Here is a 16,672-nt window from a genome sequence, read left to right on the forward strand (position 1 = left end):
AATAAATATCGTTGCGCTCCGCCTGTTGCAAATCAGAAATGAAATGAATGGCGCAAAAAAATATATGGTCATCCGACCATCTGGATGTTGTCGCCTGAATTTCAGAAATTAATAGGATCATTAAGGAAAACAATTCATGAAAAAGAATATTATCGCTGCTGCTATCGTTGCTACCGCTGCACTGTCTATGTCTAACGCATTCGCTGCTGCTGGCACCGTGAACTTCAACGGTGAAATTCTGGACGCAGCGTGCACCGTTGACGTCGGTTCTCAGAACCAGACCGTTGAACTGGGCAAATACAACAAGTCTGAATTCGCTGCTGCAGGTGATGTATCTGCTGCCACTAAATTCGACATCGTTCTGAAAGACTGCCCGGCAACCGTAACTTCAGCTTCTGTCCGTTTCGATGGTACGCCTGATGCTGCTGATTCTTCTCTGCTGGCTGTTGATAGTTCTGTTGCTGGTGCTGCTACTGGTGTTGCTATCAACCTGATGACCGCTGACAAGGCACAACTGCCGCTGCACGGTTCTAACGGTTACAGCTACACCCTGACTGAAGCTGCTGACAACACCCTGGATTTCTACGCTCAGTACAAATCTACTGCTGATGCAGTAACTGCTGGTCCGGCAAACTCTGTAGCTAACTTCTCCGTAGTCTACAACTAATTTTCCTGCCGGAAAAACCATTGGGGCCAGCCTGTCGGCCCCTTTTTTATCGAGGTATAAAATGCACTTTCTGAGTAAAACTTTAATTGCCTGCGCAATACTTTCTGCTGGCGTTTCAGCGGCCAATGCCGGTGTGGTCATTGGTGGGACGCGTGTTATTTATGATGGCAATAAAAAAGAATCCTCTATTAGCGTCAATAACCCCGACACGACGCCCTATTTAATTCAGTCGTGGGTCGAGACGCAAAATGGGGGTGCTGAGAAAGCACCTTTTATTATTACGCCACCATTATATCGACTGGATAAAGATCAGCAGAACGTCGAGCGTATCGTATTAGCCGGTTCGGTTGCCCAGGATAAAGAGTCGCTGTACTGGCTGAATATTAAAGCCATTCCGGCCGCGCCACGCAAAGACAATACCCTGCAAATTGCGGTGAAAACCCGTATTAAGCTGATTTACCGCCCGGCAGCATTGAAGGGCGTTATTCCGGAAGAGCTGGCGGATAAATTAACCTGGCAGCGCAGCGGTAATCAGATTCAGGTGACCAATCCCACTAACGTAGTAATGAACTTCAACGAAATAAATGTGGCAGGTAAAAAGCTGGAAGACGTCACCTACGTATTGCCAGGTTCAAGCGCGCGTTTTGATTTGCCGAAAGGCGTCAGCAGCGGGGCGGTGACCTTCAAAATTATTAACGACTACGGCGGCACCGGAAACGTACATAACGCCACGATGTAATGCGCGCTGGGGTAAAGGACACCTGTTTCGTACGGATGGAGTAAAGTTGTGATGAGTAAAAATAAGCAGGAACGACGATTCAAACCTGCACGCCTTGCGTTTTTAATCGCATTTGCACTGGGCGCGACCTCACAGGCCGCGCATGCCCGCGACTATTTTAACCCGGAGCTGATTGAGCTGGATAACCCAGGGATGAAGGGTGCGGATCTGTCGGCTTTTGAATCCGGTTCGCAGCTGCCTGGCACCTATCGTGTGGACGTCATCATTGGCGAGCAGATTGTCGATACCCGCGAGATCAAATTTGACGCGGTACAAGGTGCGGATGGCGAGGCGTCGCTGCAGCCGTGCCTGAGCGTGGCACAGCTGAAAAGCTGGGGCGTGAAGACCGAACTGTTCCCGGAGCTGGCCTCCGGCGGCGAGTGCGCAAAGTTAAACGCGATCCCGCAGGCCTCTGCGGAGTTCCTGTTTGGCGTGCAGCGCCTGGTGATCAGTATTCCGCAGGCGGCATTGTCGCCGCAGGCGCGCGGCTACGTGCCGCCCGAGATGTGGGACGAAGGGATCACCGCCGCGATGCTCAACTACAGCCTGAGCGGATCGAACAACTGGGCGCGTAACGGCAACGGCAGCGATACCAACAGCCAGTACGCCAACCTGCGTCCGGGGATTAACGTCGGCCCGTGGCGGATCCGTAACTACACCACCTGGACCCGCGACAGCAGCGGTAATGACAAGTGGGATACGGTCTATACCTACGGCCAGCGGGCGATCATCCCGCTGAAGGCGCAGCTCACCACCGGTGACAGTTCCTCTCCGGCGGACGTGTTCGACAGCATTCCGTTCCGTGGAGCGCAGCTGGCCTCCGATGACGACATGATGCCGGACTCGCTGAAAGGTTATGCGCCAGTGGTTCGCGGGATTGCGCGCACCAACGCCCAGGTAGTCATTCGCCAGAACGGGTATCAGATCTACCAGAGCTATGTGGCACCGGGTGCGTTTGAAATTACCGATATGTACCCGACCGGCGGCGCGGGAGACCTCGACGTCACTGTAAAAGAGAGCGACGGCAGCGAGCAGCACTTTACCGTAGCCTTTGCCTCCCTGCCGGTGTTGCAGCGTGAAGGGCGCTTTAAATACGCGGTGACCGGCGGTCAGTACCGCTCGTACAACAGCGACGTGGATAAAACCCCGTTCAGCCAGCTGACCGGGATCTATGGTCTGCCATATGGCCTGACGATGTACGGCGGTTTCCAGGAGTCGAGTAAGTATCAGTCCCTGGCGGCGGGTGTCGGTAAAAACATGGGCGACTTCGGTGCGTTCTCCACCGACGTGACGCAGTCGTGGGGCACCCCGAAAGATATGCCGAAGAGCCAGGGTCAGTCGTGGCGAATCCGCTACAGCAAGAACTTTGTTGAGACGGGGACTAACTTCGCCATCGCCGGTTACCGCTATTCCACCAGCGGCTACTACGGCATGCAGGAAGTGCTGGACTCCTACGGCGACAGTGGCGCTCTGCAGGACCGCCGTCGCAACCGCGCCGAGCTGACCATGAGCCAGAACATTGGCCAGAACTTCGGCTCGATGATGCTGAGCGCGGTACGTGAGGACTACTGGAATTCCGGTAAGACCATGGAGTCGTACAGCGCCGGGTATAACAACTCGTGGAACAGCGTGAACTACGGGATCACCTATACCTACAGCAAAAACGGCAGTACCGACAGCTATGGCCACACCACCAGCTACGACAAGGATCAGCAGATTGCTCTGAACGTCAGCGTGCCGCTGGAGAAATTCCTCCCGCGCACCTGGGCCAACTACAGCATGAACGCCAGCAAGAACAACGGCACCACGCACAGCGTAGGGCTGAACGGTTCAGCGCTGGAGAACAACGCCCTGAGCTGGAACGTTCAGCAGGGTTACGGCACGGATGACGTGGGGTACACCGGTAACGCCAACGCCGATTACAAAGGCACCTACGGTGAAGTGACCGCAGGCTATGGCTACGACAAAGACAGCGATCGTCTGAACTACGGTCTGCAGGGCGGGATCATTGCCCATGCCGACGGCGTGACCTTCTCGCAGCCGCTGGGTGAAACCAACGTGCTGGTGAAAGCGCCGGGGGCGAAAGGGGTGAGCATCCAGAACCAGAGCGGGGCCAAAACCGACTGGCGCGGCTATACCGCGGTGAGCAACCTGACGCCGTACCGCAAGAACGACGTGGCGCTGATGACCGACACGCTGCCGGATGACGTGGAACTGGAACTGACCAACAGGACGGTGATTCCAACCCGTGGCGCGGTGGTAAGAGCGGATTACGTGGCGAACGTGGGGATGCGGGTGTTGATGACGCTTAACCACAGCAGCGGACAGCCGGTGCCGTTTGGCGCGATTGCAACAATTAAAGGGCAGGAAAATAACAGCTTTATTGTTGGCGATAAGGGGCAGGTTTATTTAACCGGGTTAAGTCCGAGCGGGACGTTGTTGGTGAAGTGGGGGAATGATGCTTCGCAACAGTGTCAGGTGAAATATTCATTAACTGAACAGAACACAAGCAATGGTGTTCATGTCATTAGCTTAAATTGTGATTAAAAATATTTATGAACATGCTTATAAGAGAATCATACGCGGGAATTATTAAATTTGAATTGAGAAAGGTGCTAATCAATTTTATGGCAGGAGTTGCATTATTTTTGATGCTAATGTTGTTGACTGCTTTAAATAGTCAAGCATATGCAGCGTCATGTGCGAGTGCTGCTGGGAACTATACGTTTTCTGCAACGCAGTCATGGCAAAGAGATACAGCTGTAGGATATGTTGGTGCCAAAATCGGAGCGCAGGGAGGAGCTGTTTGGAATATGAGTTGTACTGGAGATGCATCTGCTGACAGGGACGTTTATTTCACTATGAAAGTAAATGGTTCACCTGTTTCAGGATATACAGATGTATACTCGACTAATATACAGGGCGTCGGTGTTAGATATAATTTCGCATTAAACACCGGTAGTTTGACTTTCTGTGCGATTCAATATGATGACCATATTAATAATTCTTCGAGGCAATATACCTGTCATTTACCTAAGAATACTTCTCAATCATTTAGTTTGGGCGCGTCACTGCAATTCGTTAAACTCTCAAATGATATAAATTCTGGGGTTATAAATTCAATTCCAGCAGTGACGGCATCATATTCTCTAAATAACCAGTCTGGAACTTGGGAGCTAAATAATATATGGACAGGGGCAGGTAATTTGAATCTTTCTGTGCTTGCATGCTCAATTAATAATTCAAATATGGTATTTCCGATAGGAGATGTTCAGGTTGCGAGTTTTGGAAGTCAGATAGGTACTGTAGTTGACAACGCCCAAAACACTCAAAATCTAGCACTCAATTGTGGAGCGGGCTCAAACATTAATATTTCTTTGAATGGGATTCAAAACCCGGATGTGAGCACCACCAGCGTATTAGCCTTAACCGGCCAAGGCAATGCGGATGTGGCTAAAGGTGTCGGTGTGCAGCTGTTATATAACGGCACACCATTAGTATTAAATAATCGTATTGTGTTGAAACAATCGGCAGGCGGGCAGGAAACCTTCCCGATTACCGCCCGCTATTATCAGACCAAAACCAGTGTTTTACCGGGGAAAGCTAATACAGCCGCGACCCTTGATTTAACGTACCAGTAATAAACAAAGGAATTAAACAAATGGCGAAATTAACACTTATCGCAGCGGCTTCGCTCGGCCTGATGATGGCAGCACAGGGCGCTTATGCTGGCGATACCGTAACAATGAATATCACCGGCAACGTGGTGGCTTCCCCATGTGTGGTGAACGGCGGCGGTGGCAATATTGATGTCGATCTCGGCGATATTCAGGCGACTACGCTGGCTACGGCCGCGTCATCTTCAACTGAAAAAGCGTTCGATATTAAATTGACCAGCTGCCCGACCGGTACCTCCAGCGTGGTAGCGACCTTCTCTGGCACCAGCGATACTGTTGCCGGTACGGATTACTATAAAAATACCGGAACAGCCGGGAACGTCGCGGTGGCGTTAATCCAGGCCAGTAATAACTATATGAAGGGTAACGGCACAACCATTACCCAGACTGTGCAGGCAGATCGCACCGCCACCATGTCGATGAAAGCCAAAGCCTACTCCAGCGCAGGCGGGGCCACACCGGGCACTATCAAATCCGTTGTGACGGCAACCTTTACCTATCAATAATGTGTAAAACGCCCCGGCTTGCCGGGGCGAAAAGGTGATATCTATGTTTAAGCCCGGCCTGAAAATAGCTTTTTGTTTAACGTTATTCTCTGCTGCTGTGCAGGCAGACTCGTCAATTTCAGTTTCCGGAAACGTCGTCGCCAGCCCGTGCACGGTCGACACCGACACGGTGAACAAAACCGTGGAATTAGGCACGTTGCAGCGAATCGATCTGCGAGACGCGGGTGAGGGCGGCGAGTGGCAGGACTTCGATCTGCTACTGACCAGCTGCCCGGCGGGTACGACTAACGTGACGGCCATGCTCAGCGGTGCGGTGGACTCGCAGGATGCCACGGCCTGGAAAAACAGCGGCACCAGCAGCAACATGGCGCTGCGTATCGCCAGCCGTGACCACGCAACGGCCTATACGCCTGGGAGTTCCCTGCAGCAGAGCGTCAATACCAGTAACCGCTCGGCGTCCTTCCCGCTGTCGGCCAGGATGTTTACTCCGCAGGGCAGTGCGACAGCTGGTACGTTCCAGTCAGTAATGAACGTCGATTTTACCTGGCAGTAAATAACTCCCCGGCCAATAAACCTCTGATATTTATTTAAAGGTGCACTATGCCTTATCGTTTACCCTTTGAAAATGCGGTGCGCGGAATTCGTTTTCAACCTATATATTCCGTGGCTGAAAAAGTGATTAAAGCATGGGAGATATTAAGTTTATTGCAGCCGGGGATTAATCATGAGCAGTATTTTGCTTCGCAATCCGAACAGTCCTGTCTGAATATCCTGTGCTGGCAGTTGCAGATCATTTATAAAATGAAAAACAGAGAACGTTATTATTTAAACGTTCCTGCCAGATTGCTCTGCTCCTCACAGGCTGTAGAACACCTCCTCCCGTGGCTACGGGAGGGTATTGTTCTTGAAGTTCAGGATCCTCAGGGATTTATTTCGCTGACATACTCTGAGCGCCAGGCCTTTTATGCCTATGCCCGGATGATAAAATCCATGGGCGCCGAGTTGTGGCTGGATGATATTTTACCTGAACAACTTAACGATTTAGACGCTGAACTGGGCCGCTTTGACGGGGTTAAGATTGATAAAAGCGTCCTTAAGGATCCGTCTTCCTTAAGCCAGTTTATTGCACACTGTGCCCACCGTGTGAATGCCGTGCTGGTGGAAGGGGTGGAAAATAGCCAGCATTTTGAAATCGCCGAAAGTGGAGGATGCCATTTTCTGCAGGGATTTATGTGGCCTGAACAACAATTCTTTATCCGTTACACTCCAGGTTGAAGATGCTAAAAATTTTAATCAACGAACCCGATGCCATGTTTCGTAAGGGAATGATATGCTTTCTCAAGGAATTGTTCTGGATAAAACTCGGGCGTAAATGCGAATATGTCACGGACTTTACCCCAGAGAATATTGCTGATGCTGATGTGATTGTGCTTTCTCTGCGCCAGGGCGAACGTTACATCTGTTTTCCCGATCTGCGCGCGCGGCGAAAAGGCATTGTTATTGGCCTGGTTGATGAAGCGGATAATTATCATAAATCACCGTCCTGCTTTGCAGATATTATCTACATCCTGCGACGAGAAACTCTTAAAGAAATCAGCCAGAAGATCACTGCCACCTGGCGTAGCTGGCTAATGAGCGAGGGTTTTTCGCGGTATAAAACGTGCTCGGGGTGTAGATATGTAACGATAAGTCCCCAGCAAAAGGAAATTATGGCCGGGTTATATCGCGGGCTCTCGATTCAGGAAATCGCGATAATGTTGCGAGTTACCTATAAAACGGTTGCTGCGCAAAAATATGTTGTCATGCGCAAATACAGTTTAAAAAACGATCATGATTTATTGCACTTTCTGGGCATCTTGCGTGATAAAAGCATCACCCGCTTATTCCTGTGAACTCCCCCACAAAAGCGCACATTGCCCGCCGTCACGTTCGCTCCGCCCGTGCGTTTGCGGGCATCATACCCCCACGACACACTCAGACGTGGGATACACCATGCGCAACGAAATCCTGACCTTCCTCGCCAACCAGACCGATTTTTTCGACCCGGAAAACCTGAGCGAGGTCTTTACCGCCCGCTACCTCGCACAGCGGTTCGACCTCAAACGCAACACCGCCAGCCACTATCTGAACCAGCTGGTGGCTCAGGGGGAGCTGGTCAAAATCAATACCCGTCCGGTCTATTTCCTGCATAAGAAAGCCTTCAGCCAGCAGTTTTTCGGCCTGGCCGGGAACGAATACGACAGCATCGCCCAGCTGCTGAACGATGGCGACAGCGGGCAGGAACCGCCGGATCACTTTTCTCTTCTCATCGGGCATGACGGCAGCCTGAAAAAGGCCATCGCCCAGCTGAAAACGGCGCTCTTCTATCCCGATGGCGGCCTGCCGCTGCTGATCACCGGCGACAGCGGCACCGGGAAAAGCTATATGGCGAACCTGATGCACGCCTTCGCTATCTCCCAGGGGCTGCTGGCGGACGATGCCCCCTTTGTCAGCTTTAACTGCGCCCAGTACGCCAGCAACCCGGAGCTGCTGGCGGCGAACCTGTTCGGCTATGTGAAAGGGGCCTTTACCGGGGCGCAGACCGACAAGCAGGGTGCTTTCGAGGCCGCCGACGGCGGGATGCTGTTTCTCGATGAGGTGCATCGTCTGAACGCCGAGGGCCAGGAGAAACTCTTTACCTGGCTCGACCGGAAGGAGATCTACCGGGTAGGGGAAACCGCTCAGGGTCGCCCCATCCGCACACGGCTGGTCTTCGCCACCACCGAGGAGCTGCACAGCACCTTTTTAACCACCTTCCTGCGCCGCATTCCGATCCTGGTGACGCTGCCCGACCTGCAGGCGCGCTCCCGTCAGGAAAAAGAGGCGCTGATCCTCCAGTTCTTCTGGCGCGAGGCACAAAAGCTGGACGCGCGCCTGAATCTGACCCCCCGCCTGCGCGAGGTGCTGCATCATGCGCTCTATCGCGGCAACGTCGGCGAGCTGAAAAACGTGGTCAGGTATGCGGTCGCCGCCGCCTGGGCCAGACAAAGGGGGCAGACGGCGATTGGCGTCACTATTCAGGATCTGCCGGAGAAGGTGCTGGCTGCGATCCCACTGATGAGCGACGCCCCCGTGGCGGAAGAGCCGCTGACCATCGAGCCGGAGACCAATCTCCTGTGGCTGCTTCGCGCCCACGATCGCACCCAGGGGATGATCCACGATACCCAGTGTCAGGTGCTGGCCCTGTATGAAGAGGTGCTCAGCGGCCGCTCGGGCTGGGAGGATGTGCATCGGCGGATGGGGGAGGAGATCGAAACCCTGTTCGACAGGCTGGTGTTTCACCACCGGGAGTCCACCGCTTCGCCGGTGTTACAGCTCACCACCCAGCAGGTGCGGGAGGAGTTTTACCGGCTGGAGCAGCAGTTCAACGTCCAGTTTAACGGCAATGGCATCTACGCCCTGAGCCACTATCTGGTGCATCGCGCCCAAAGCGCGCTCTCGGCCCTGAGCCAGGAGCGGGTCCGGCTGCTGGATGACTTCCTGGCGCAAAAGTATCCTCTGCTGTACCGCTTTTGCCAGGCGATGATCGCTGCCCTGACGCAAAAGCTCGACATTGAGGCCCAGCGCATCGACGCTCTGCTGCTGGTGCTGTGGCTGCATAAAGCGGGGGCGGTGAGTCAGTCCCAGGTGACGCGGGCGGTGATCCTCGCCCACGGCTACGCCACCGCCAGCAGCATTGCCAACGTGGCGAACCGCCTGCTGAAACAGACGGTGTTTGAATCCTTCGACATGCCGCTGGACGTCACCCCGGAGGCGATTGCCCAGCAGGTGATGCACTACATCGAAAGCAACGCCCTGGCGTCGGGGCTGATGATCCTGGTGGATATGGGCTCGCTGAATGCCATTCACAGCCACTTCCAGCGCCGGGTCTCCACCCCGGTGGCGATTGTGAACAATGTCTCCACCAGCATGGCGCTGTATGTCGGGGAGCGGATCCTGCAGGGGCATCATATCGAGGAGATTGCCCACGACATCGCCGACGATCTGCCGGTGGAGCACCAGCTCTTCTGGCCCCAGGCCAGCAAACCCCGGGTCATTCTCACCACCTGCATCACCGGGATCGGCGCGGCGGCCAACCTTTGCAATCTGCTGAAGGCCAGTATTCCTGAGGCGCTGGGGATAGAGGTTATCGCCTGTGACTACGAGATGCTCAGCGACGCCCAGGAGCGGACGGTGGCCTTTAACCGCTACGACATGCTGGCGATTGTCGGCACCTTTGACCCGCAGGTGCCCGCTGTGCCGTGGATCTCGCTGGATTCGCTGATTGCCGGGGAGGGGACACAGCCGCTGATGCGCATCTTTGGCGATATCGCCACGGCAGAGCAGGTGGCGGAGATCAACAATCTGCTGCTGAAGAACTTCTCCCTGCGGCGGGTGATTGAGTCGGTCACCATTCTCGATACCACCAAAGTGATCAACCAGGTGGAGCAGTTTGTCTTCCGCTACGAGCATCTGGCGGGCTGCCAGGTACCGAATGAACGCAAGGTGGCGCTCTATGTGCACATCAGCTGTCTGATTGAGCGGCTGATCCGCAACGCCTCGCCCACCACCTATGCCGGGCGACAGTGTCCTGAAAGCGAGCTGGCCCTGCTGCGCCAGGCCTTTAGTGTCATTGAGAGCAGTTATAGTGTCAAAATCCCGGTTGTTGAGCTCTGTTACATCCACAATATTCTGACCCTCGAAACGGAATTTATTCAGGCAGATCAAGAGTTTTAATTCCTCGCTCTCTCCTGTTCCCCACGGGCCACTTTTTCCTGGCACGTGGGTTGCAATCTCTTTCTGGTAAGTGGAATGAGTATTCGAGGACAGGATGAAACGACATTACATATTTGCCAGTCACGGCACCTTAGCGCGCGGGGTACTCGACTCGGTCGAGCTGATCCTCGGCAAGCAGCAGGACATCTACACCCTCTGCGCCTATGTCGACGAGCACCAGGACGTCACCCGGCAGGTGGCGGAGCTGCTTGCCGGGCTACCCGCCCAGGATGAGGTAATTGCGATCACCGATATCTTTGCCGGCAGCGTCAATAACGAATTTATCCGCTATCTGCATCAGCCGAATTTTCATCTGATCGCCGGGCTTAATTTGCCGCTGGTGATCGGCCTGCTTATTTCCGCCGATGAACAGGATACCGAAAAATTAATCCATGACGCGTTATTAAGCGCCCGGGAAAGTATTCAGTATTGCAACCACACCATTGCCAGTGCGGTACAGGCGGATAAAGACTTCTGATCAAGAGGAATAATAATGATTACGTTACTGCGTGTTGACCACCGCTTATTACACGGCCAGGTGGCCTTCTCCTGGACGCAATATGTCGGGGCGGACTGCATTTTAATTGCCAACGACAGCGTGCCCAGCGATGAACTGCGAAAAACCACCATCAAGCTGGCCAAACCGCCGTCGGTCAAGCTGGTGATTAAAAATATCAATGACTCAATCGAGGCCATCAACAGCGGCGTCACCGATAAATATAACCTGTTTATCGTGGTGGAGTCGGTGGAGGATGCCTGGCGGTTAGCCTCGGCTGTTGACGGCATTAAGAGTATCAATCTCGGCGGTATTAAAGCGAAGGAGGGGGCGCGGAATATTTCGAAGGCCATTAATTTGCTGCCGGACGAAATAGAAAAGCTCACGCAGCTGGTGGGCAACGGCGTGGAGATCGAAATACGCCAGGTGCCTAACGATCGCAAACAGTTATTAGCGGAATCGCTGTAATTCCTGAGGACTCACTATGGTAGAGGCACTTTTACTCGGGCTGGTGGCGTTTATCGCCCAGTCGGAATATGCCCTGGGCACCTCGCTGCTTTCCCGGCCGATTGTCACCGGATTATTAACCGGGCTGGTGTTAGGCGATGTACAGACGGGCGTGATTATGGGGGCGACGCTGGAGCTGGCGTTTATCGGCTCGTTTTCGGTGGGGGCATCGATTCCGCCGGATGTGGTCACCGGCGGGGTGCTGGGGGTGGCGTTTGCCATCACCTCCGGGGCGGGAACGGAGACGGCGCTGCTGCTCGGGCTGCCGATTGCCACCCTGACCCTGGTGCTGAAGAACGTCTATCTCGGCATGTTTATCCCGATGCTCAGCCAGAAGGCCGACGGCTATGCCGACCAGGCGGACACCCGCGGCATTGAGCGAATGCACCTTATCGCCGGGTTTGGTCTGTCGCTGATGCTGGCGGCGGTGGTCACCGTGTCGTTCCTGGTGGGCAGCAGCGCGGTGAAATCCTTGCTGGATGCCATCCCGGAGTTTATTAAGCACGGGCTCAGCGTGGCGACGGGGATCATTCCGGCGCTGGGCTTTGCGATGCTCGCCCGACTGTTGATTAACAAAAAAGTGGCACCCTTTTTCTTCCTCGGCTTTGCCCTGATGGCGTACCTGAAAATACCCGTCACCGGTATCGCCATTCTCGGTGCCATTGTGGCGGTGGTGATGGTTAACACGACTGCACGTAACGCCCCTCGTCCAACGACCGATCAAGGAGTCAGTGATGACGACGAAGATTTCTGAAGAGACCCTGCCTCAGGTGCAGGATGAGAATGCCATCAACGCACGCGATCTGCGCCGGGTGTTCTGGCGGTCGTTCCAGATGGAGTTTTCCTGGAACTACGAGCGGCAGATGAACCTCGCGTTTGTCTATGCCCTGATCCCGGTGCTGAAAAAGCTCTACCCGCAAAAGTCAGAGCTGGCGGCGGCGTTAAAGCGCCACCTGGTCTTCTTCAACACCACGCCGCATATCGTCACCCTGCTGCTGGGCATCACCACCGCGATGGAGGAGAAAAACAGCCAGCAGCAGGAGATGGACGGCACAGCGATCGACAACGTGAAAGCGTCGCTGATGGGGCCGCTGGCCGGGCTGGGGGACTCCTTCTTCTGGGGAACGCTGCGCCTGATCGCCACCGGGATCGGCACCAGCCTCGCCCTGCAGGGCAACATTCTCGGGCCGATCCTGTTCCTGCTGGTGTTTAACGTGCCGCACATTCTGGTGCGCTGGCTCTTTACCCGCTGGGGCTATGTGCTGGGCACCGGGGTGCTCCACCGGGTTCAGAAGAGCGGAATGATGGAGAGCCTCACCTACGGGGCGTCGATTATCGGGCTGATGGTGGTGGGGGCGATGGCCGCCTCGATGATCAACATCACCATCCCCGTCTCCTTCGGCGCGGGGGAGGCGAAAACCGAGGTTCAGGACATTATCAACAACATCATGCCTGGCCTGCTGCCGCTCATCAGCTTCGGGATTGTCTACTGGCTGCTGGGGCGCAAGGTTAAACCGCTCACCATTATCGGGGGCATGGCGCTGGTGGGGATTCTGGGTTCGTGGATTGGCCTGTTTTAAGCGGAGAAGACGATGCAACCGACAATGATGACCTATATCGAAGAGCAGCCCGCGGCGCTGGCGGCAATCCTCAACGCATACCCGCGCCATCTGGCGTCCGTGGAGGACTTTGCCCGCCAGCATCCGGTGCGCCGCCTGCTGGTGCTGGCGACCGGCTCGTCGCTGAATGCGGCGATGTGCGCGCGCTACTTCTTTGAACACCGGTTTGGCCTGCTGGTGGAGATCAAAGAGCCATACAACTTTGTCCACTATGAGGCCATCGACCCGCATACCGACATGGTGCTGGTAGTTTCCCAGAGCGGGAAAAGCGCCTCGACCCTGACGGCGATGGAGAAAGTGCAGGCCGCCGGGCTGCGGGTGTTTGCCCTGACCTCGGATCCGGATAGCCCGATAGGCCGCCGCTGCGACCATGTGCTGGATATCCATACCGGGATCGAGAAGGTGGGCTTCGTCACCCGCGGCTTTAGCGCCACGGTGCTGAATCTGCTGCTGGTCGCGCTGACTATCGCCCGGGCGCAGCAGCAGATCGCTGAGCAGGAGACGCAGGACTATCTGGAAGCGCTGCACCAGCTGGCGGGAGCGATCCCCGACACCCTCGCCCGCACCGAGGCCTTTTTCGAGCGGCACGTTCAGGAACTGCAGGCCGGGACGCGCTTTGTCGCCATCGGCGAGGGTGCCCTGACCGGGGTGGCGAAAGAGTTTGAGACCAAGTTCACCGAAACGGTGCGGGTGCCGTCCGGCGGGTTTGAGCTGGAGGCCTACATGCATGGCCCCTATCTGGAGGCCAACCCTGAGCATGTGATGTTCTTCATAGAGGACGCGCCAAACCCGCGCCTGCGGGCGCTCAGGGACTATATGGCCCCGGCGGTGAAGCGGGCGTTTCTGGTCACCCTGACGGGCGAAGAGGGGCCGGATACCCTGGCGCTGAACTGCCGCCTGCCGCATCTGCTCTCGCCGCTGCTGTTGATTGTTCCTCTGCAAATTCTGGCCTGGCGTACCGCCTGCGCCAAAGGCATCGATCTCTCGGTGCGTATCTTTGACGATTTCGATCGGGTTTTAAAAAGTAAAATCTAAAGGAGAATGACCATGTTAGGTTTTAATCAGGACGAGTACCTGACCAGTGCTCGTGAGATTGTTGCTGCGCGCAAACAGGCGGAACAGGTTGCTGATGAGATTACTCAGCAGGGTTTCAGCACCTTATTTTTCGCCTCGGTAGGGGGCTCGTTAGCCCCGATGATGGCGATGAACGCCTTCGCCCGGGAAATAACTGAGATGCCGGTTTACCTTGAGCAGGCGGCGGAATTAATTCATGCCGGGCATAAACGCTTAAATAAGGATTCGGTGGTGATTACCCTTTCGAAATCGGGTGATACCAAAGAGTCGGTGGCGATTGCCGAATGGTGTAAGGCTCAGGGGATCCGCGTGGTGGCAATCACCAAAAACAGCGACTCGCCGCTGGCCAATGCCGCCACCTGGCATATTCCGATGCGCCACAAAAACGGCGTGGAATATGAGTACATGCTGCTGTACTGGGTATTTTTCCGCCTGGTGCAGGGTAACGGGGAATTTGAAAACTATGACCGCTTTGCCAGCCAGCTGGAGCTGTTACCTGAGAATCTCCTGAACGCCAAAAAGCAATTTGATCCGCAGGCTGACGCCATCGCGCAAAAATACCATAACGCCGATTATATGATGTGGATTGGCGGGGCGGAGATGTGGGGCGAAGTCTATCTCTTCTCGATGTGTATTCTGGAGGAGATGCAGTGGAAGCGCACCAAATCGGTCTCGTCGGCGGAGTTCTTCCACGGCACGCTGGAGCTGCTGGAGAAAGAGGTCCCGCTGTTCCTGGTGAAGGGCGAGGGGAAATGCCGGGCGCTGGACGATCGCGTGGAGCGTTTTGCGGCGAAAATCACCGATAACCTGGTGGTGCTTGATCCGCGTGAGTACGCGCTGGCGGGGATCGATGATGAGTTCCGCTGGTTGCTGGCGCCGTGCGTGATCTCAACCTTGCTGGTGGACCGTCTGGCTGCCCATTTCGAGCACTACACCGGCCACAGTCTGGATATTCGCCGTTATTACCGGCAGTTCGAGTATTAATAGTAATAAAAAAGGGGACGTAAAGTCCCCTTTTTCGTAGGCCTGATAAGCGCAGCGCCATCAGGCGTTAACGAAAATTAAACCCGGCTACCCCACAGGTCATATTCGTCAGCGTTTTCAACTTTAACGCGCACGATATCACCCGGTTTCACCTTGGTTTCGCCGTTCAGGTAGACCGCGCCGTCGATTTCCGGGGCATCGGCCATGCTGCGGCCAATCGCGCCTTCTTCGTCCACTTCGTCGATGATCACCAGAATTTCGCGGCCCACTTTCTCCTGCAGACGTTCAGCAGAGATCTGCTGTTGCAGCTGCATGAAGCGGTTCCAGCGCTCTTCTTTGACCTCTTCCGGCACCTGATCGGCCAGCTCGTTGGCGGTCGCGCCTTCTACCGGGCTGTACTTGAAGCAGCCCACGCGGTCCAGACGCGCTTCAACCAGGAAGTCGAGCAGCATCTGGAAATCTTCTTCGGTTTCACCCGGGAAGCCGACGATAAAGGTGGAGCGCAGGGTCAGATCCGGGCAGATTTCGCGCCACTGCTTAATGCGCGCCAGCTGGCGGTCAACGGAGCCAGGACGCTTCATCAGCTTCAGAATACGCGGGCTGGCGTGCTGCAGGGGGATATCCAGATATGGCAGGATCTTGCCTTCCGCCATCAGCGGGATCACGTCGTCCACGTGCGGGTACGGGTAAACGTAATGCAGACGGGTCCAGATGCCTAGCTTAGCGAGCTGCTCGCACAGGCCGACCATGCTGGTTTTCACCGGCTCGCCGTTGTGGAAGCCGGAGCGGTGTTTCACGTCCACACCGTAAGCGGAGGTGTCCTGGGAGATCACCAGCAGCTCTTTCACGCCGGCATCCGCCAGACGTTTGGCTTCGGCCAGCACTTCACCAATCGGACGGCTCACCAGATCGCCACGCATGGACGGGATAATGCAGAAGGTGCAGCGATGGTTGCAGCCTTCGGAAATTTTTAAGTACGCATAGTGACGCGGGGTCAACTTCACGCCCTGTTCCGGGACCAGGCTCAGGAACGGGTTATGCTTTGGTTTTGGCACATAGTGATGCACATGTTCCAGCACCTGCTCGTAGCTGTGAGGACCGGTGATTTCCAGCACCTTAGGATGGACTTCGCGGATTTGATCGACTTTGGCGCCCAGACAACCGGTGACAATCACCTTGCCGTTTTCAGTGAGTGCTTCACCGATGGCTTCCAGAGACTCCTGCACGGCGCTATCAATAAAGCCGCAGGTGTTAACGATCACCATGTCGGCATTGTCGTAGCTCGGCACGACGTCATAGCCTTCAGTGCGAAGTTCGGTCAGGATACGTTCGGAATCCACCAGGTTTTTTGGACAGCCCAGCGAGACGAAGCCGATTTTCGGCTGGTGCGTAACATTGCTCATAGATTAAAAAGTAGTCAGTTAGGGAGTTATCAGGGCAGGGATTGTACAGCGTTCTTGCGGGGATTTATACAGATCCCTGCGCGACGACGATAACGGCTAAGATTTACTTATCCCGGCCTTAAGGGACCCTTATTGGATACGCTAAACAGATAATCTATCTTTCACCT

Annotated in this window: 16 protein-coding genes; 15 read left to right on the top strand and 1 reads right to left on the bottom strand. The window is 55.0% G+C overall.

Annotated elements, in window-relative coordinates; translation table 11 throughout:
- The first annotated feature begins 136 nt into the window (after window positions 1-136).
- The 15 genes from SOM40_RS06995 (at window position 137) to SOM40_RS07065 (ending at window position 15,102) form a co-directional block, all read left to right on the top strand.
- Window positions 137-667 carry a fimbrial protein gene (locus SOM40_RS06995; protein WP_320530699.1) on the top strand — a complete coding sequence of 177 codons (531 nt, stop codon included), beginning with the start codon at window positions 137-139 and terminating at the stop codon, window positions 665-667.
- Between the two features lie 61 nt (window positions 668-728).
- Entirely contained in the window at window positions 729-1,406 is a 678-nt protein-coding gene (locus SOM40_RS07000) for a fimbrial biogenesis chaperone (protein WP_320530698.1), read from the top strand.
- Between the two features lie 51 nt (window positions 1,407-1,457).
- The gene (locus tag SOM40_RS07005) at window positions 1,458-3,992 is read left to right on the top strand and encodes a fimbria/pilus outer membrane usher protein (RefSeq protein ID WP_320530697.1); all 2,535 of its coding nucleotides are present in this window, start codon (window positions 1,458-1,460) and stop codon (window positions 3,990-3,992) included.
- An 80-nt stretch (window positions 3,993-4,072) separates the two neighbouring features.
- Window positions 4,073-5,086 carry a fimbrial protein gene (locus SOM40_RS07010; RefSeq protein ID WP_320530696.1) on the top strand — a complete coding sequence of 338 codons (1,014 nt, stop codon included), beginning with the start codon at window positions 4,073-4,075 and terminating at the stop codon, window positions 5,084-5,086.
- A gap of 20 nt (window positions 5,087-5,106) precedes the next feature.
- Window positions 5,107-5,628 (top strand): fimbrial protein, encoded by a 522-nt coding sequence (locus SOM40_RS07015; RefSeq protein ID WP_414672290.1) that lies wholly within the window; start codon window positions 5,107-5,109, stop codon window positions 5,626-5,628.
- 43 nt (window positions 5,629-5,671) lie between these two features.
- Window positions 5,672-6,181, top strand: coding sequence for a fimbrial protein (locus tag SOM40_RS07020; protein WP_320530695.1), 510 nt, complete (start codon window positions 5,672-5,674; stop codon window positions 6,179-6,181).
- Between the two features lie 47 nt (window positions 6,182-6,228).
- Window positions 6,229-6,903, top strand: coding sequence for an EAL domain-containing protein (locus SOM40_RS07025; protein ID WP_320530694.1), 675 nt, complete (start codon window positions 6,229-6,231; stop codon window positions 6,901-6,903).
- 2 nt (window positions 6,904-6,905) lie between these two features.
- Window positions 6,906-7,520, top strand: coding sequence for a helix-turn-helix transcriptional regulator (locus tag SOM40_RS07030; RefSeq protein ID WP_320530693.1), 615 nt, complete (start codon window positions 6,906-6,908; stop codon window positions 7,518-7,520).
- Window positions 7,521-7,620: 100 nt separating this feature from the next.
- Window positions 7,621-10,383, top strand: coding sequence for a sigma-54-dependent transcriptional regulator (locus SOM40_RS07035; RefSeq protein ID WP_320530692.1), 2,763 nt, complete (start codon window positions 7,621-7,623; stop codon window positions 10,381-10,383).
- Between the two features lie 94 nt (window positions 10,384-10,477).
- A complete protein-coding gene (locus SOM40_RS07040; RefSeq protein WP_312998509.1) occupies window positions 10,478-10,900 on the top strand; it encodes a PTS sugar transporter subunit IIA in 423 nt (140 codons plus the stop codon).
- Window positions 10,901-10,915: 15 nt separating this feature from the next.
- Window positions 10,916-11,386, top strand: a complete 471-nt coding sequence (locus SOM40_RS07045) for a PTS sugar transporter subunit IIB (protein WP_312188863.1) — start codon at window positions 10,916-10,918, stop codon at window positions 11,384-11,386.
- Between the two features lie 16 nt (window positions 11,387-11,402).
- Window positions 11,403-12,179, top strand: a complete 777-nt coding sequence (locus tag SOM40_RS07050) for a PTS mannose/fructose/sorbose/N-acetylgalactosamine transporter subunit IIC (protein ID WP_262673086.1) — start codon at window positions 11,403-11,405, stop codon at window positions 12,177-12,179.
- Complete coding sequence (locus tag SOM40_RS07055) at window positions 12,160-13,005, top strand: PTS system mannose/fructose/sorbose family transporter subunit IID (RefSeq protein ID WP_106992491.1); 846 nt, start codon at window positions 12,160-12,162, stop codon at window positions 13,003-13,005. Before SOM40_RS07050 ends, SOM40_RS07055 begins: the two co-directional genes overlap by 20 nt.
- 12 nt (window positions 13,006-13,017) lie before the next feature.
- Window positions 13,018-14,079 (top strand): SIS domain-containing protein, encoded by a 1,062-nt coding sequence (locus tag SOM40_RS07060; protein WP_320530691.1) that lies wholly within the window; start codon window positions 13,018-13,020, stop codon window positions 14,077-14,079.
- Between the two features lie 12 nt (window positions 14,080-14,091).
- Window positions 14,092-15,102, top strand: a complete 1,011-nt coding sequence (locus SOM40_RS07065; RefSeq protein WP_320530690.1) for an SIS domain-containing protein — start codon at window positions 14,092-14,094, stop codon at window positions 15,100-15,102.
- 77 nt (window positions 15,103-15,179) lie between these two features.
- Here the strand turns inward: SOM40_RS07065 and rimO are convergent, their stop codons facing one another.
- Window positions 15,180-16,505, bottom strand: a complete 1,326-nt coding sequence (gene rimO, locus SOM40_RS07070; RefSeq protein WP_166181951.1) for a 30S ribosomal protein S12 methylthiotransferase RimO — start codon at window positions 16,503-16,505, stop codon at window positions 15,180-15,182.
- Between the last annotated feature and the right edge of the window lie 167 nt (window positions 16,506-16,672).

It is taken from the genome of Leclercia sp. CFBP8987, from assembly GCF_034044995.2.
GTDB classification, from domain to species: domain Bacteria; phylum Pseudomonadota; class Gammaproteobacteria; order Enterobacterales; family Enterobacteriaceae; genus Enterobacter; species Enterobacter tamurae.

Excerpts from the sequence above, each read along its gene's own strand:
- SOM40_RS07030 (WP_320530693.1), top strand. The coding sequence starts at position 6,906 with ATGCTAAAAATTTTAATCAACGAACCCGATGCCATGTTTCGTAAGGGA.
- SOM40_RS07015 (WP_414672290.1), top strand. The coding sequence starts at position 5,107 with ATGGCGAAATTAACACTTATCGCAGCGGCTTCGCTCGGCCTGATGATG.
- SOM40_RS07060 (WP_320530691.1), top strand. The coding sequence starts at position 13,018 with ATGCAACCGACAATGATGACCTATATCGAAGAGCAGCCCGCGGCGCTG.
- SOM40_RS07000 (WP_320530698.1), top strand. The coding sequence starts at position 729 with ATGCACTTTCTGAGTAAAACTTTAATTGCCTGCGCAATACTTTCTGCT.
- SOM40_RS07005 (WP_320530697.1), top strand. The coding sequence starts at position 1,458 with ATGAGTAAAAATAAGCAGGAACGACGATTCAAACCTGCACGCCTTGCG.
- SOM40_RS07020 (WP_320530695.1), top strand. The coding sequence starts at position 5,672 with ATGTTTAAGCCCGGCCTGAAAATAGCTTTTTGTTTAACGTTATTCTCT.
- SOM40_RS07035 (WP_320530692.1), top strand. The coding sequence starts at position 7,621 with ATGCGCAACGAAATCCTGACCTTCCTCGCCAACCAGACCGATTTTTTC.
- SOM40_RS07025 (WP_320530694.1), top strand. The coding sequence starts at position 6,229 with ATGCCTTATCGTTTACCCTTTGAAAATGCGGTGCGCGGAATTCGTTTT.
- SOM40_RS07040 (WP_312998509.1), top strand. The coding sequence starts at position 10,478 with ATGAAACGACATTACATATTTGCCAGTCACGGCACCTTAGCGCGCGGG.
- SOM40_RS07010 (WP_320530696.1), top strand. The coding sequence starts at position 4,073 with ATGGCAGGAGTTGCATTATTTTTGATGCTAATGTTGTTGACTGCTTTA.
- SOM40_RS06995 (WP_320530699.1), top strand. The coding sequence starts at position 137 with ATGAAAAAGAATATTATCGCTGCTGCTATCGTTGCTACCGCTGCACTG.
- SOM40_RS07055 (WP_106992491.1), top strand. The coding sequence starts at position 12,160 with ATGACGACGAAGATTTCTGAAGAGACCCTGCCTCAGGTGCAGGATGAG.
- rimO (WP_166181951.1), bottom strand. The coding sequence starts at position 16,505 with ATGAGCAATGTTACGCACCAGCCGAAAATCGGCTTCGTCTCGCTGGGC.
- SOM40_RS07050 (WP_262673086.1), top strand. The coding sequence starts at position 11,403 with ATGGTAGAGGCACTTTTACTCGGGCTGGTGGCGTTTATCGCCCAGTCG.
- SOM40_RS07045 (WP_312188863.1), top strand. The coding sequence starts at position 10,916 with ATGATTACGTTACTGCGTGTTGACCACCGCTTATTACACGGCCAGGTG.
- SOM40_RS07065 (WP_320530690.1), top strand. The coding sequence starts at position 14,092 with ATGTTAGGTTTTAATCAGGACGAGTACCTGACCAGTGCTCGTGAGATT.